Origin of the sequence: Fluviispira vulneris, assembly GCF_014281055.1 — a bacterium.
GTDB lineage: Bacteria > Bdellovibrionota_B > Oligoflexia > Silvanigrellales > Silvanigrellaceae > Silvanigrella > Silvanigrella vulneris.
Genome location: NZ_JACRSE010000002.1, coordinates 368,477 through 384,090, shown reverse-complemented (window position 1 = coordinate 384,090; position 15,614 = coordinate 368,477). Strand labels below are relative to the sequence as shown.

The following is a 15,614-nucleotide window of genomic DNA, read 5'->3' as shown; positions in this document are numbered from 1 at the left end:
TATTCTTATGGCATCAACTGTTATTGAATTATCGCCAGATATGACATTTTTGGTTGTTGATGACACACCTGCCTCCCGTGAGACTATTGTTAAAACTTTAAAAACCTTGGGTTTCAAGAATGTCTCTGAAGGAACAAGCGAAGGAGAAGCTCTCAAACTTTTACAAGAAAAAGAATTTGGTTTTGTTATTTGTGAAAAAGATATGCGCCAATTGGGCGGATATGAATTTCTTATGGAAATGCATGAAAACTTAGAAATTAAAAGAGTTCCTTTTATGATCGTAGGAACTGAACAATCAAAAGAAGATCGTCTCCGCTTTCCTGAAGCAAATCCTGATGGATTTTTAAAAATGCCTTTTGTCATGAAAGATCTTTCTACACAAATTTCCCAAACACTTATGCGCTACCGAGAAGGGGAAAATATCGAAGTTGATTATGAAATTGCCCGTGATCTTTATATGAATGGAGAATACGAACAAGCGCTTGGCTGGTATAAAAATATTTCAATGAAAAATTTAACCTCAGCTCGAGCTTTTGTAGGAATTTCACGCTGCAACAGAGCAATGGGTAACAATGAAGATGCTGTTAAAAACCTCAAATTTGCCATGCAGAATAATAAAAATCATGTACAGGCTTATATTGAGTATGGAATCTGTTTACTTGCAACCGATCAAAAACAAGCAGCCTTAAAAGCTTTTGATCAAGCCATAAATATAAACCCCAAAAATCCAATGCGTTATGAAGAAACAGCAAATATTTTAACACGCTGTGAACTGTATGAAGAAGCTGAAAATTTTTTAATGCGCGCAGTCAATATGAAAATCGTCTATCCGAAACTCTATGCTCAAGTCGGAAGAAATTTCCTATCCCAAAAAAAGAAAGACAAAGCGCTTGATTTTTTACAAAGAGCTAATGAGCAAGATCCGAACAACCCGAGTTTCCTAAATAGTATTGGTATATGCTATAAAGAAATGGGAAAATTCGAAGAATCAGTTAATTATTATAATCTAGCATTAAAAATAACACCCAATGACGTCAAAATAATGTTTAATAAAGTATTATGTCTTATTACTATGAAAGAATACGAAAGAGCTAAAAAAGTTTGTCAAAGTATATTAAAAATTGACCCTAAGTTTGAACGTGTGCAACAAAAAATTACTGAAATCGATAAATTAGCTGCCGAATCAACTGTTGAAATTAAATACAGAGGGGTTATTCCAAAATAATTATGAATAATCAAGCAAATTTTCCTTTTTTAGATGAAGAAGTCGTTAATAACATGAAAGAACTCGGTAATGGTGATGACGCTTATGCAGATCGTCTTTTAATTGTTCAGCTCATGTCTGTTTACTTAGAGAATTTACCGGAACGAGTCGCTGAACTCACTGAGGCTATGAAAAAAAAAGATGCGCCTGTCATTGAACGTTCAGCCCATACATTAAAATCAAGCTCTCGATTGATTGGCTTAGCAGCACTGGCAGAAGATTGCCAAGTTCTTGAAGATATGGGATTTGACAAAAAACTCGACAATGCACAGCCTTTATTTGAAAAAATTGTAGCTGCTACAACAAAGGCAGTAGACGTTCTAAAAAATAAAATAATAGAAATTGAAAAAACTTAAGGGGAGTTTGTTGTGAGTGCCAAAAGCGTCTTAATCGTCGATGATGCCGTCGAAACACGACTCTTTTTAAAAGGAATTATCAAATCACTTGGCTATACACCCATCGATGCTAAAAGTGGAATTGAAGCTTTAAAAATACTGGGAGATCAAAAAATTGATCTTGTCATTCTTGATGTTCTCATGCCAAATTTCGATGGGTACCAAACTTTAGAATTCATCAATCAACTAAAACAGACTCAGAATATCAAGGTTATATTTTTTAGTGGTAAAAAAGGCGAACTCGATCAAACAAAAATCGATGAACTCAAACCAGATGACTTTATCCATAAAACAGTAGATATCCAAGTATTAAAAACAAAAATAAAAAAACTTGTAGGTGGAGCCGAAGGACAAATTCCCCCATTGACACCTCCCCAAGCTCCCCCTGCGCACGCACCTGCTGCAGCAGCCAAACCAACTCCTGCCCAAGCACCTGCTGCGGCAGCCAAACCAACTCCTGCCCAAGCACCTGCTGCGGCAGCCAAACCAACTCCTGCTCAAGCACCTGCTGCGGCAGCCAAACCAACTCCTGCCCAAGCACCTGCTGCAGTGAAACAAGCACACCCCGGCGCCCCTTCAGCAGCAGCCAAACCACAAGCACCTATTGCAGCAAAACAATCACCTCCTGCTCCTTCTAAACTCGATCTCAGCGCTACGATTACAAATATGCCAATCGTTCTGGATATAAAAATAACTCAACTTTCCTCTTCTGGAATTATTTTTCACTCAAAATTTCAATTTAAAGAGGGAGCACAGCTCTCAATCAATTGTCCACAGGCTTCAGCCACTCTAAAAAAACCAGGAGAATTGCAAACTAAAGTTCATAAATGCATTCAAGAAGGTGAAAATTATATTGTCAACACAGGCTTTGCTTAAAAGTAATCTAAAGACGATTTAAGAAAAAATACTCTGAAAAGTATTGTAAAAAAAATTATTCAATTTAAAGAGCGAGCACAGCTGTCAATCATACAATCCCAAATCTAAAACGAGCTTTAATAATTTTTTTAAATCATGTTAACATTTTTTGTAAGCATTATTCCATCATTTGTTTCCTGAGTTCTTCTAGCAGATCATCAAACGTAATTGATAAAATCATGGATTGTGAAGAAAAAGCCACTATTGCATTCAAGTTTGCATCTGCTTTACTCGCAACTTTTATTCGTTCAAAAAAACATTCATTTACGTTTTGAGCAATGTCATAAAATTTCGAGAAATTATTTAATTCCCAGTCTGCTACACCATTATTTTTTGCAATAAAATATTGTTTAATCAAATAGGATGAAATCGCTCTGAAGGATGTTTCCTCAATGGAAGCAAAGGGCAAATGATAGAAAGCTAATCCCTTAAACTGTTTTAAAATAGGACAGCTGCTCGTGGCCATAACAAGCCCAACCAAAGCTTTTAGACCTGTTTGGGCATCGCATTCTTTGTAGTAAAATCTATTTTGCGTTTCGACAGAAACCTTTACCATATCGGTGGACAAAACATCACGAAACTCAGTCATCATCTGTTGAACGTCGATAGCTGCTGGACATTTTTTATGAGTTTGAGAACTGAGAGGACAAACCGAGCATTTATTAAAATCTAAATCTGTCCAATCAACATTATCAAGTGAAGGAGTCGGTTGATTGCTATCTACTCGATTTAAATCAACTTTATAATCTACTTCTTTGCCATTCTTAAAAATAAATTTATAAATTATTTTATCCAAAACAACCTCCAACATATCTCACGTCTGTATCTCATCGAATACAAGCTAAAAAACCTCAATAATTTTTAAATTCTAACGTGTCAAAATTATAACAGTACATAAAAAAATCATGCTTATAGCACGCATAAACCGATACAAAGCACATAAATATTGAACGCTTAAAAGGATTCAATAAAAATGTTTGCCAAAGCAGATCGAGTTTTAAATAAACTCGAAGATAAAACCAAATATTTTATCATATTATCTACGTCTACACTTGCTATTACATGCGGATTATTTTTAAATTTAAGTTACTTAAATAATCTTCCTGAAATAATTATTTCAGCCATTTTTTTTAGCAGCATTATTGTCATTATAACAATCATCACATTTTTAAACTTGAAATATAATTTTTCAAAGAAAACATTTAGCATAACAAACCTTATCTCATTAGCATTTGTGATAATCGCTATTTCATTGATTTATATCATAAAGATTTCGAATATATTGCAAAATGAAAATTCCCTAATTACCAATCTACTACATATATTTATTTGGTACTCAATTGCCTTTAATTCATCAATTATTTTTCTAAAAAGAAGGACAATTGAAGAAAAATTGGAACAAGACAGGACTGCAATATCGAAAACAAAGCACACAATAGTAATAATAACTTCACTTTTAATATCACAATTTTTCATTATTGATATAAATGTATCACTTTGCATTGCAATTTTTTTACCTATTATTATATTACTTAATGAATTGCAAAATCTCGCACAGTCCAAAGCAAATAACTCACATATTTTACTTATTTTATTTACTTGCTTTATTGGAGCTTGTTTTCAACTTGGACAAATATTTAATCCAAGCATTAACTCAAATAATATTTCAGGAGAATTAACTCTATTAATATGTTATTCCATGATGAGTTTAAGAAACTATAGCTATTTATCATGTGAGTTTAAAAATATTCAGAAGATTTCTATTGGTCTGGCTAGAAAAATGGGTGAACTGAGTATGATGCACATAGAGGCTCAGAAAGCTCAAATTGCTAAGGAAAATTTTCTAGCCACAATGAGCCATGAAATCAGAACTCCTGTTAATGGAATTATTGGCCATGCAGAACTGCTAAGTAACTCTGATATAACAGACGAGCAACAACGTTTACTTGGTATGATAACAATTAGCAGCAAAAACCTCATGAAATTAATTGACGAAGTGCTCGATTTACCCAATTTAATTTCAGGCAATATTGTTCTAAGTAAAGAAGAAATAGACATATCAAACCTTGTTGAAAGCGTAATAGATGTCGTCAGCCCAAAAAGTTTTGAAAAAGGACTTGATCTTACATATTTTATTGAACCAACCGTACCACCTTCTATAATTGGCGATCAAAAGAGAATTGGACAAATACTTTTAAATTTTAGTAACAATGCTCTTAAATTTACGGACTCTGGAGAAGTTTTTATTGGTGTTACTTTGATCGATAATATCAGCGAGGATGAAGTAGAGTTGCTTTTTGAAGTAAAAGATACAGGAGTTGGAATCCCAGCAACAAAAATTAAAAAATTATTTAAAGCGTATTCTCAGACAGATGCTTCTATATCGAGAAAATATGGAGGTACTGGATTAGGTTTGGCAATTTCTGCGCAATTGATTGAACTTATGGGTGGAAAAATTTGGGCTGAAAGTATTGTTGGAAAAGGGACTCGTTTTGTCTTTACCCTTAAATGCAAAGTTGGAAAAAATTTACCACAAACGAATTTTAATATAGATTTTTTACATGGAGTCAAATGCCTCGCAATTTCCGAAAATCCAACTATGCGCTATATTTTAATGCGTCGCTTTAGACAATGGAAAATGCTTGCAAAGATAGTGAGAACCTTTGAAGAAGCTCAACACCTCAGCGGGATAGAAGAATTTCAAATATTGATTGTTGACATTGTAAATGAAAGTAAAAAAGCAAGTATGTTTTTAAAGGGCAATCAAATAAATCCCACTGGAAAAATACCTTCAATTGCTCTTATTAATTTAGGAAAATATTCGGCACCGAATCTTCATCTCATTGCTAATAAAACAATAACAAAACCATTAAAAACAGATTATCTTGCGAGATCAATGAAATCTATTCTTGAAGCAAAGCCACAAGTTAAAGTTGAAGAAACAATTAAAATTATAAATGATATGCAACAAAATATTCCTGTAAAAAATTTATTAATGGAAACATCTTATCCTCTCAAAATATTAGTTGCAGAAGATAATCCTGTAAATCAAAAGTTGATCATGAGTATTTTGAAAAAATTAGGACACAATGCCACTCTTGCAGAAAATGGAGCACTTGCTGTTGAAGCGGAAAAACAAGCTCAATACGATCTCATTTTAATGGACTTACAAATGCCAGTTATGGATGGACTTGATGCTACAAGAAATATTATCATTAATTCAAAAGGAAAAATAAGACCAATTATTTTGGCCTTAACTGCCAATGCTATGCCTGGTGATAAAGAAAGATGCCTAGATGCAGGGATGGATGATTATTTAACGAAACCAATCCAAATTAAAGCGCTTATAGAAAAAATTGAAAAATGGGTACCACAAAAGAAACCAGCAGACTTAAACACATCTGATGCTAAACTAGAGGGTACAAAAATGCCAGAACAAACACAAATCATTTTAAGCGAAAGTGATAAAACAATTTATAAAATTTTAGTTGCAGAAGATAATCTTGTTAACCAAAAACTTATTATGAGTATTTTAAAAAAGATGGGACATACTGTCACTCTTGTTGAAAACGGCGCTCTTGCTGTTCAAGCTGCACTCAATGAAAAGTTTGATATAATCATTATGGATTTGCAAATGCCCATTATGGATGGACTTGAAGCTTCTAGACAAATAAAAGCCAATAATTCGATTCAACCCAAACCAATAATATTAGCTCTCACTGCAAATGCGATGAGCGGTGATAAAGAAAGATGCTTGAGTGCAGGAATGGATGATTATTTAACTAAACCAATTCAAATTAAAATTTTGGACGAAGCATTAAAGAAATGGGGAAATAAAAAAGCTGCTTAATAAAGGATAAGTGAATGATTGACAGTGAAAGTAAGTTTTGGAAAATTCCATATTATTTAATCAAAAAAAGAGTACTAGTCATCATTTGCTTTGTTTCGATTTATATATTAACAATCGAAAAGAATTTTTTTAGTGATAATTTTATATTTTATATTGACACAATAAATGCTTGGATCATTACAATTACTTATTTTTTATTTAATTTAGTTCACCAGAGTGGTAGAAAAAATTATTTACTCTTTTCTAAAATTGTTGCAATTTTAGCTTTTTTTAGCTGGATGACAGTTATTTTATCTTTAAGTGAAAATGAACTCTATAAAAAATTAAATATCTTAGTAGAACAAATTCCAATTATAATAATTTTTATCACAATTATTCATAGCAAAATAAATTATAACATAAAAATTGAACGTCTTGAGCCATGGATGACTGCAATTATTTATTTAACCACTCCTTTAATTTTTCTAATAAATTTTCAAATTTTTTTCAAAAATAACTCTTTTGATTTTGTTGAAAGTTTCTTAAAAACATATATTTATCTTATTGCTTTCTTACACTCATATACAGCTTTTCGTTTTGAATATTCACGCCTTGAAGCACTCAAAGATGAAATGGAAAAAAAGAGTATTGACATTTCAAAAGTTTCAGAATCTATGAAAGAAACGACACGGATAAAAGGTGAATTCTTAGCAAATATGAGTCATGAACTGAGGACACCACTCAACGGTATCTTAGGTTCTGCAAGTTTACTTGTCGATACGAAATTAAATCAAGAGCAAAGAGGGTATTTAGAAATTCTACGTGCTTGTGGTAATAACCTACTCGTTATTATCAATGAAATATTAGATTTCTCAAAAATAGAAGCAAATAAACTTGAATTAGAACATATACCATTTGAAATTAATTCCTGTGTCGAAAATGTTTTAGAACTTTTAGCGCCGGCTGCTGCAAGTCAAGAAACTGAAATCATCTATCATATCGATGCAAAAGTTCCGTTAAAAGTCGTAGGAGATCTCACACGCATACAACAAATACTTACACATTTAACAGACAATGCAATTAAATTCACAAAGAATGGATATACTTTTATTACAGTAAATGCCAAAGTCGACGATTTAGGTAAAATCAATCTCATGTTCGACGTTGAAGATACAGGCAGTGGAATTTCTAAGAAAAATATTGCCAAAATATTTCAAACGTTTTCACAGGTCGATGATTCCTCAACTCGAAAATACGGTGGTACAGGGCTTGGTTTAAGTATCGCTAAAAGATTAACAGAAATGATGCATGGACACATAAGTGTAAAAAGTGAGATAGATAAAGGTTCCATTTTTAGTTTCAATGTACTTACAGAAAACGTTGACTCAGAAAAATATAAAATTGACCCTAGTCCATGTAATTTACCGATTCATAAATTTTTTGAAAAAAAAGTGATTTATATTTTAGAGAAAAATAAGATTTTACAGAAGTCATTACGTCTCCGATGCGAATATTGGGGTTTAGAGGCTTTTACAGCTGAAAATATACAAGAAGCACAAGAAATACCTACACAAGTTCCACCAACATTCGTTTTAGTCAGTATTGAAGATTTCGATAAAAATAAAGTGAGAGAAGTGTTAATTGATAAATATTCTGATAATAAGATTTTATTTATCGCCGTATTTAAAAACTCTAGTCATTATTCACCTGAAGATAAAATCATTCCAAATGGATATTTTGGCAATATATTCAAACCTTATCGATATTCAATTTTATTTGATATTTTGCAAGAAGCATCTACTCAAAGTTTTTCTGGTACAAGTATTCCACAGAAGGCAGAAGAGCAAAAAGTTGGTGATATTTTTCCGTTAAAAATATTAGTCGCAGAAGATAATGTGGTAAATCAAAAATTAATAACAAATATTTTAAAAAAATTTGGCTATGTCTGTGACATCGTTGCAAATGGTAATGAGGTTCTTGAAGCACTCACTCGTTCTCAATACGATATAATTTTTATGGATGTCCAAATGCCTGAGATGGATGGGCTTGAAGCAACACGACAGATTATAAAAAAATATCCAAAAAGCAGTTCACGCCCAAAGATATTGGCTATGACTGCTCATGCACGAGGGGCTGAGGGACAAGTTTGTCTGGATGCTGGAATGGAAGGCTATCTTTCTAAACCTATAGATATGAAAGAACTTAAACAAATTCTTTCATATTGGGGAAATATAATAAATAAAATGCGATCCACTCAATGATTTTTTAAAGACGGAGGCGCCTGTGGAATGTCGTCTTCAAAATTCTTTGCTCCGACCTTAGCTTTTGGCAATTCCTCATCATCTGCTGAGTTGAGTGGGCTTTCATCATTATTCAAATGCGATGATTTATCAGTTGGTTTTGATATAGGTTCAGGCATAACCGGTTTATTATTATTTAACGTAACAGTTGAGTCATTTGTATCACTCACATTTATATTTTGTGGTGGTGGAACAGGAGTATAAAAAGATACTTTCCTTTTAGGAATAAAAATATTATCTGAACTTGAACCTGCTATCGCTAGTTTAAATAATCTTTGTCCTGTTTCAGAATAATCGTTGGCATAAGGATTTTTCTGCCCAGAACTGTCATCATCTGGTTCTTGTGCAGAAACAGAAATTCCGGAATTAATTGGAACAATCACTTGGCTCAAGTTTGAACCAAATTCAAAAGGCACAGCATGCGCATTCTTTTCTACCCAATATTTCCAATCCAATTTTTCAGCAAAATTTTGATTTTTAATGATAGCCAACGCAATCTCTTGCCAAGCCGGAATAGCACCTCCACCATATACACGATATCCTTTACGTATCATTGGCTCATTTGTATCATAACCTATATAAGAAGCTATGGTATAAGCATTTTCAGGATTCAGCACATCCCCAGCTGTAGTTGGGTAAGGAATAAATCCAATATATGTACCATTTTTATAATCATTTGTTGTTCCAGTTTTACCAAAGACTGGAACCCTTATTTTTGCTGCTTGTAATTGTTTGTCGATCACTTCATCATTTGAACGTAAAATAATTTCATTATTGAGAACATATGCTGTACCTGCAGTTACTGTTCCGCGAAGTACGTTCATAATAGGTGCAGAATAAAAACTATCGGCAAATTGATATTCTTTCGCTTTCGCTTCCCAAAGTAAATTGCCATTAGAATCTTCAATTCTCTTAATCAATATAAGTTGATTTGGTTGAACAGAATTAAAGTAACGATATGTTTTACCTGTTAGAAATGTTTGGTACATTAATGCAAGATCGGATAACGTAACATCATTTGAACCAAGTGGAAAGGACTGTACCCACTTAAGTGGTTGCTGTATTCCCATTGCATTTGCCATATTAGCAGTATAGTACATGCCTAAAGAATATCTAAAATCAGCATTCCAAAAAAGTTTTTCAAAAGCAGACGCATCTTGTAAATTTTTCCAATATTTTGATAAATCTGCATTTATTGTATCGATTAATGACAATGGGACAACACCATCTATCAGAACATTGCTTGGAATTAATACTGAACTATTTGAACGAATAAAAGATAATAATGCATCAATACTCAAAGGTGATGTTTTTACTCCAGCGACAAGAGTGGATGTGACTTCTGGTTTCCAAGGGTCTTGTGGTTGAAATACCAACATACCCTCTTCGGTTTTTGCAAAAGATAAAAGTAAACCACGATCAACTTCTGTTATTGCTGAACCTGAATTAATATCTTTTAAGGCCTCTATAGCAATTTTTGCTTGTGCTGCAAGTTTATTAAATCTAAGCAGGTTATTTTTCAATAAATTTAATCTAAGCTCTTTTTCTTTTGGTGTAAGTTCCTTGTCTTCAGATATTATTTGTTCCTGTTTTTCAAAACCATTACCAAAGTGTAACGTTCTTAAAAATACTTTTAATCTATTATTTCCGAGAACAGATAAATCTGTTAAAAGATCTGATTTTATTTTTTCTAAAATTCCACTTTTTAAATAATATTCATTGTCTGGTGTTGCATTAAATTTTTTGGCTATAAGACTTAATGATTGTTCTTTAGTCATTCCATTTCCAGTTATTCCAAGAAAATTTAATAAATCTAAAAATTGATCATAATTTAATTTGTCCGTTAGATGCCGTAATATCCAAATACTCGCTAAGTTTTCCGATTTTGCCCCAGCACCTAATATTGTCGTTTCTAAAGTATTTGGTGCATGATCTGGTCTTGGAAAGTAAAATCCACCTTGCCATGTAAACACATCGCGCATGTTAGAAAGAGGATCTAAAATTGTCCATCCAAGTTGTTGAGCTGCATAATATACCGGTATCTTAAATGAAGAACCCGGTTGACGCTCTGCAAAAACAGCGCGATTGTATTCACTTGAAGAAAATCCACCTGCCATAGCAGTTATACGACCTTTATCAAGAACAATAACAGCTCCTTGCACACGAGGCCGCGCTTCTAAATCGCAAAATATAATTCCTTCTGGAGTGATGCTTTTGATACTTGTTAATACATATTGTCCTATATGCAAAGAGGATAAAAAGGCATCTCTTGATTTTTTTAAACCTTTGCGAAAAGATAAATCCGTAATTAACGAAACACGATTAATCGATTCTGTGTTAACTACACAAGTTGGAATTCCAAAATTAATTTTAATTTTCTCTGCATCTTCAATACGTTCAATATTTTCAATTTTGCCTACATAGAAACCATACTCTTCAGGTTTTTGAATATTAACAAAATTTGATTGTGGCTCAGTGCTAAATCCATTTAATATTAATTGAATACGACTTAAGTTTTGTCTTAAACCATATTGAGCAGCATTTTGAATATTTTTATCCAAAGTAGTTGTTATATGCAACCCCATGGTTCCAACTTCATCTACAGAATTTGCTCCAATAGCCTGTAAAACTTCAGGACGAGCAAGTTGTTTTGAAATGATTTGATTAACTGCAAGTTCATTAAATTGAAAACGGCCTTGATTAAAAGGGACGGGTTCTTTTAATGATTCTTCGAGTTGCTGTTGAGTTATTTTTTGATTTTTAAACATTCTATTTAAAACATAATTCTTGCGAATACGAGCTTCATTTCTTGCTTTTTCTTGTCCATCAACTGTAATTTTTGTAAATGGATTGTATTTTTCAGGAGCCTTAACACTTCCAGCAATAAATGCCGCTTCTATTAATGTAAGATCTTCAACATTTTTATTAAAATAATATTTTGCTGCAACACCAACGCCACGACCATTTCCTGTGACATGAAATTGATTTAGATAGAACTCAAGAATTTGATCTTTTGAATACATTTTTTCTAGTTTAAAAGCATTTATCATTTCTTGAAATTTAATATAAATATCTGTTTCTTTACGGCCAAAAAGGTTTTTAACAGTCTGCTGGGTTATTGTAGATGCGCCTTGCCTTGTTCTGAATAAAACATTGTGAACCGCAGCTCTCAATATTCCTTTAGGATCAATACCAATATTTGTATAAAAATCTTCATCTTCTGCAGATACTATTGCATCTTTCATCACTTGAGGAACAAGATCGACAGGCACATAGATGCGATGTTCCTGCCCGAATAAACTGCCAAGTTGTGATTGTCCATCAGCATAATATAAAACAGTTTCTTTTGATAAAATCTCTATTATTTTTGACTTCTCAAAATCTGCATAATTACCTGCATAGACTTGCCACACAACAAAGCTTGCACCAATGACAATAGGTACACAACTTAAGATAAAAATAAATAAAAATATAAATATAATCTTTTTCATATGAACTCCAAAAACATGCATTTTCCTCATGCCTTGTTTGCTTGCTCAAAACAACCTAGTGTCATACAGATTGCTTAGTGTACGATAATCCTTAATGCTTTCAAGAGGAGATTGAGTGTCATGAACCCATCCTATCAATACTGGAGATTTGACTTAAGCCCCTATGTTTTTCAAGTCATGAATATTAATTTTAATTGGGTCACAACAATATGGGGTGCTTCCCTTTTAATAATATTTTTTGGCACAAGTCTCTTTTTAACACGAAAAAAAATATCTTCCACAAAAAAACTGATAACAAATTCAAATCAAAATGAAAACAAGTTAAAACTAAATAAATTATTGACACGATTCGAATATTTCGAAACGATCCTTATTTATGTATTAGGAATTTTCATTATACTTTTTACTCTACAAAAAATGAATATTCATTGGGGTCTACGTTGGTATAGCACAATGTATCTCATAGGATTTATGGCAGTCTATTTTTCATGTATGCATTGGATAAAAAAGAAAAGTCTGATGATGACAGAAAATATGTTAATGAATTTAATTCTTGCTTGCATATTAGGCATGCTTATTGGTGCTAGATCAGCATATGTGTTCATATATAATTGGGATCTATATAAAGATCACCCACTCGATGCGATAGCTACCTGGGAAGGAGGACTTTCATTTCACGGTGGAATTGTCGGTGTTTCATTAGCTTTATTGATTTTTTGTAGAAAATATAAAATTCCCTTCTTTCATCTTTCAGACAAACTCGCTCTGGTTGTGCCAATTGGAATTGGGATGGGACGCATAGGAAACTTTTTTAATGGTGAGCTCTGGGGGCGTCCAATTTCAAGCCATGTCCCTTGGGCAATTATATTTCCTGACGGAGGCCCCTTACCACGCCACCCAAGTCAAATTTATCAAAGTTTGGCAGAAGGATGGGGGTTATTTTTGACTCTTTTTATAATATCAAGATTTAAACAAAAGGAGGGAACTCTTTCTGCTTGTTTTGTTATTTTCTATGGCTTTTATAGATTTATTGTTGAATACTTTCGAGCCGCAGACCCCCAATTAAATTACTACAGCTTAACAACTTTTACTTGGGAACCTCTCTCTCGTCTAGGCCAACTCCAATGGTGGCAATATGTTACCATGGGACAGATCTTAAATATCCTAACAATTTTAGCCGGTATTCTTTTTCTTTTTTTGACACGCAGAAATATTCAAGAAAATAGTACAGAATGGTTAAATAGAATAAATACGTTTTACAAAACTCATAAAATTGAAAAGTCATAAATATGTTTTCTGCACCAGATCTTCCACCGCAAGAAAAAGATATTGCTCCACTCAGTTGGAGTCAATTTAATCCAGGTGATTTAAAGCAAGATCTGATTACATTGCCCCTCGAAGCTGGTCTTATTGAAGCTATCAATCTAAGTTACACACATCGCGGTCTAAGTATTTGGCCTTTTCAGTCTGAGAGTGCAACAAAAACAAGCTTACCAACAACACTTTCTCGCTCAACTTTACTTCCAATTGGTCTTGGCGTCACAGCAGTCATTTTTGGGGGATTGAAACTGAGCAATAATGATTTTTCTTTGGGGACTCAATTAAGAGGTTTGCTGCATGCGCATTTGTTAAATGAAATTGCCACAGCAACTGCCAAAACAACTTTTCAAAGAAAACGCCCTTTTTATGACACAGAAGTGAACTCTGGTGTTGAGCCTGCAGAAGATGATCAATTTAGTTTCTTTAGTGGACATGCATCGCATGCTTTTACTTTTGCAACGTACACAAGTGGTCTAATGCTAAAGTACACAAACAATCCTTTACTAAGCTGGAGCTACACTGCTGCTGCTTATACAACTGCTGCTTGGATAGCTTCTACCCGAGTAAATGATCATGCACACAATGTAAGTGATATTATTTTTGGCGCTCTTGTTGGAACAATCATATCTGGTGCTGTTTTTTATAGAGTCCAGCAAGTTGATTCTGTGCATAAAAAAACGGATGACAAAGATTTAATTTTTGACTATCAATTTCTACCATACACTTTTCAAGATAATAACAAAAGATCTTGGTATGCGGGTATGTTTGAAATAAAATTCTAATTCATAAATTTCAAAAAGGTTACAAATATGAAAAAATCTTCTATAGGAGTTTTTTGTTCAGCAAAAAATAATATACCTGATGAGTTTCTAAAATTTGCATTTAACTTTGGCGCATTTCTTGCGAAAAATAATTTCAAGATTGTTTATGGTGGTGGGAACCAAGGGATGATGAGGCAAGTTGCTGAAGGAGCTATAGCAGAAAATGGTGAAATATGTGGGATCATAACAAATGAATTTATCAAAAAAGAAGGAAATTTTGAAAAACTCAGTGAAAATTTAATTTGCGAGACATTAGAGGAAAGAAAAAAACTTTTAATTTCTCACTCCGATGTGCTATGTATTCTTCCTGGAGGCTTTGGCAGTCTAGATGAATTTTTAACAACAATCCAATTTAACGCAAGAAACACTCCACAAAAGACCGTTATAATAATTGATTTTCTTGATTTTTATGCACCCTTTTTGAACTGGCTTGAGGATATTTCAAATATTAATATGATCGATAAGCCATCTAACTATTTTTGTATAGCCAGAACAATACAAGATGTAGAAAAATTACTTTTATAAAGAATTGAGAGAAACAATGATAAAAAAAATATTCAAGTGTTTTTTTATTTATTCATTACTATTTAGCACTCAAGCATTCTCTGAAAATATTGAAATAAAAGCAAAAATAGAGCAAAATTTTGACAAAACTGTCCAAAACGTCCTAAATGAAGCATCCAAACAGAAATTTTTTCTAGTAGAGTTTACGCAGAGTTCTTTCTCATTGCTACGTAATAAGGTAACTGAATCGAGTGGATTATTATACATAAAAAAACCTTATTCATTTCGCTATGAAATTCTAAAACCTCGAAATGAACTTTATGTCTCTAATGGAAAAGACTTTTGGAAATATATTGAAAGTCTTAAACATGCTCAATATCTAAAAAATTCTGCACAAGAACTTGGATTTATAAATATATTGACAAACCTCGCACAAATTAAAAAATATTATATTGTATCCGAATGGACTGATGAAGAAGCAAAAAAACTGAATCACTCGGCAAATATGTCATCGCTTGAATCTGACATCCCTCCAGAAAAAAACAATGATTATATTCTTTTGAAATTGGTACCGAAAGGAGACAAACAACAAAAAGTTTTATACGCTAGAGTTCAGGTGAAGACTGGATTAATACAAGAACTTCGTATTGTTCAGCTCAATGGGAATCGAATCCGTCTTGTGTTTTCTAACTACTCACAGAAACCCATTTCGGATGATGTGTTCAATTTTACACCCCCACAAGGTATAGCTGTGGATAAAATGTAATGGGAAGGA

General features: G+C 33.0%; 11 protein-coding genes. 9 read left to right on the top strand and 2 right to left on the bottom strand.

Annotated features, from left to right (window positions below):
• The first annotated feature begins 7 nt into the window (after positions 1-7).
• The 3 genes from H7355_RS05495 to H7355_RS05485 are packed head-to-tail and all read left to right on the top strand — an operon-like array spanning position 8 to position 2,535.
• On the top strand, positions 8-1,225 hold the full coding sequence (locus H7355_RS05495; RefSeq protein WP_186645715.1) for a tetratricopeptide repeat protein: 1,218 nt from the start codon (positions 8-10) through the stop codon (positions 1,223-1,225).
• A gap of 2 nt (positions 1,226-1,227) precedes the next feature.
• Entirely contained in the window at positions 1,228-1,620 is a 393-nt protein-coding gene (locus H7355_RS05490; protein ID WP_186645714.1) for an Hpt domain-containing protein, read from the top strand.
• Positions 1,621-1,632: 12 nt separating this feature from the next.
• Positions 1,633-2,535, top strand: coding sequence for a response regulator (locus tag H7355_RS05485; RefSeq protein WP_186645713.1), 903 nt, complete (start codon positions 1,633-1,635; stop codon positions 2,533-2,535).
• A 157-nt stretch (positions 2,536-2,692) separates the two neighbouring features.
• Here H7355_RS05485 and H7355_RS05480 read toward each other — a convergent pair whose 3' ends face one another.
• On the bottom strand, positions 2,693-3,370 hold the full coding sequence (locus tag H7355_RS05480) for a DUF6901 family protein (RefSeq protein ID WP_186645712.1): 678 nt from the start codon (positions 3,368-3,370) through the stop codon (positions 2,693-2,695).
• 177 nt (positions 3,371-3,547) lie between these two features.
• Here H7355_RS05480 and H7355_RS05475 point away from each other — a divergent pair, with 177 nt between their 5' ends.
• Together H7355_RS05475 and H7355_RS05470 are read left to right on the top strand one after the other, a co-directional pair.
• Complete coding sequence (locus H7355_RS05475) at positions 3,548-6,424, top strand: response regulator (protein WP_186645711.1); 2,877 nt, start codon at positions 3,548-3,550, stop codon at positions 6,422-6,424.
• 14 nt (positions 6,425-6,438) lie between these two features.
• Entirely contained in the window at positions 6,439-8,664 is a 2,226-nt protein-coding gene (locus tag H7355_RS05470; protein WP_186645710.1) for a response regulator, read from the top strand.
• On the opposite strand, the gene H7355_RS05465 is transcribed toward H7355_RS05470, so the two are convergent.
• On the bottom strand, positions 8,658-12,194 hold the full coding sequence (locus tag H7355_RS05465; RefSeq protein ID WP_186645709.1) for a transglycosylase domain-containing protein: 3,537 nt from the start codon (positions 12,192-12,194) through the stop codon (positions 8,658-8,660). The two genes, H7355_RS05470 and H7355_RS05465, sit on opposite strands and share 7 nt — an antisense overlap.
• Positions 12,195-12,314: 120 nt before the next feature.
• Here H7355_RS05465 and lgt point away from each other — a divergent pair, with 120 nt between their 5' ends.
• From lgt to H7355_RS05445, 4 genes are read left to right on the top strand one after another with little or no spacing between them, the layout of a single operon-like run.
• Positions 12,315-13,481, top strand: coding sequence for a prolipoprotein diacylglyceryl transferase (lgt, locus tag H7355_RS05460; RefSeq protein ID WP_222435667.1), 1,167 nt, complete (start codon positions 12,315-12,317; stop codon positions 13,479-13,481).
• A 2-nt stretch (positions 13,482-13,483) separates the two neighbouring features.
• Entirely contained in the window at positions 13,484-14,296 is an 813-nt protein-coding gene (locus H7355_RS05455) for a phosphatase PAP2 family protein (protein ID WP_186645708.1), read from the top strand.
• A gap of 27 nt (positions 14,297-14,323) precedes the next feature.
• Positions 14,324-14,860, top strand: a complete 537-nt coding sequence (locus H7355_RS05450) for an LOG family protein (protein ID WP_186645707.1) — start codon at positions 14,324-14,326, stop codon at positions 14,858-14,860.
• A 16-nt stretch (positions 14,861-14,876) separates the two neighbouring features.
• Positions 14,877-15,605 (top strand): LolA family protein, encoded by a 729-nt coding sequence (locus H7355_RS05445; RefSeq protein ID WP_186645706.1) that lies wholly within the window; start codon positions 14,877-14,879, stop codon positions 15,603-15,605.
• Positions 15,606-15,614: the final 9 nt, after the last annotated feature.

What these genes read in the sequence shown, in the direction of transcription:
- H7355_RS05490 (WP_186645714.1), top strand. Translation starts at nt 1,228, where the DNA reads ATGAATAATCAAGCAAATTTTCCTTTTTTAGATGAAGAAGTCGTTAAT.
- H7355_RS05475 (WP_186645711.1), top strand. Translation starts at nt 3,548, where the DNA reads ATGTTTGCCAAAGCAGATCGAGTTTTAAATAAACTCGAAGATAAAACC.
- H7355_RS05450 (WP_186645707.1), top strand. Translation starts at nt 14,324, where the DNA reads ATGAAAAAATCTTCTATAGGAGTTTTTTGTTCAGCAAAAAATAATATA.
- H7355_RS05470 (WP_186645710.1), top strand. Translation starts at nt 6,439, where the DNA reads ATGATTGACAGTGAAAGTAAGTTTTGGAAAATTCCATATTATTTAATC.
- H7355_RS05495 (WP_186645715.1), top strand. Translation starts at nt 8, where the DNA reads ATGGCATCAACTGTTATTGAATTATCGCCAGATATGACATTTTTGGTT.
- H7355_RS05465 (WP_186645709.1), bottom strand. Translation starts at nt 12,194, where the DNA reads ATGAAAAAGATTATATTTATATTTTTATTTATTTTTATCTTAAGTTGT.
- H7355_RS05455 (WP_186645708.1), top strand. Translation starts at nt 13,484, where the DNA reads ATGTTTTCTGCACCAGATCTTCCACCGCAAGAAAAAGATATTGCTCCA.
- H7355_RS05445 (WP_186645706.1), top strand. Translation starts at nt 14,877, where the DNA reads ATGATAAAAAAAATATTCAAGTGTTTTTTTATTTATTCATTACTATTT.
- lgt (WP_222435667.1), top strand. Translation starts at nt 12,315, where the DNA reads ATGAACCCATCCTATCAATACTGGAGATTTGACTTAAGCCCCTATGTT.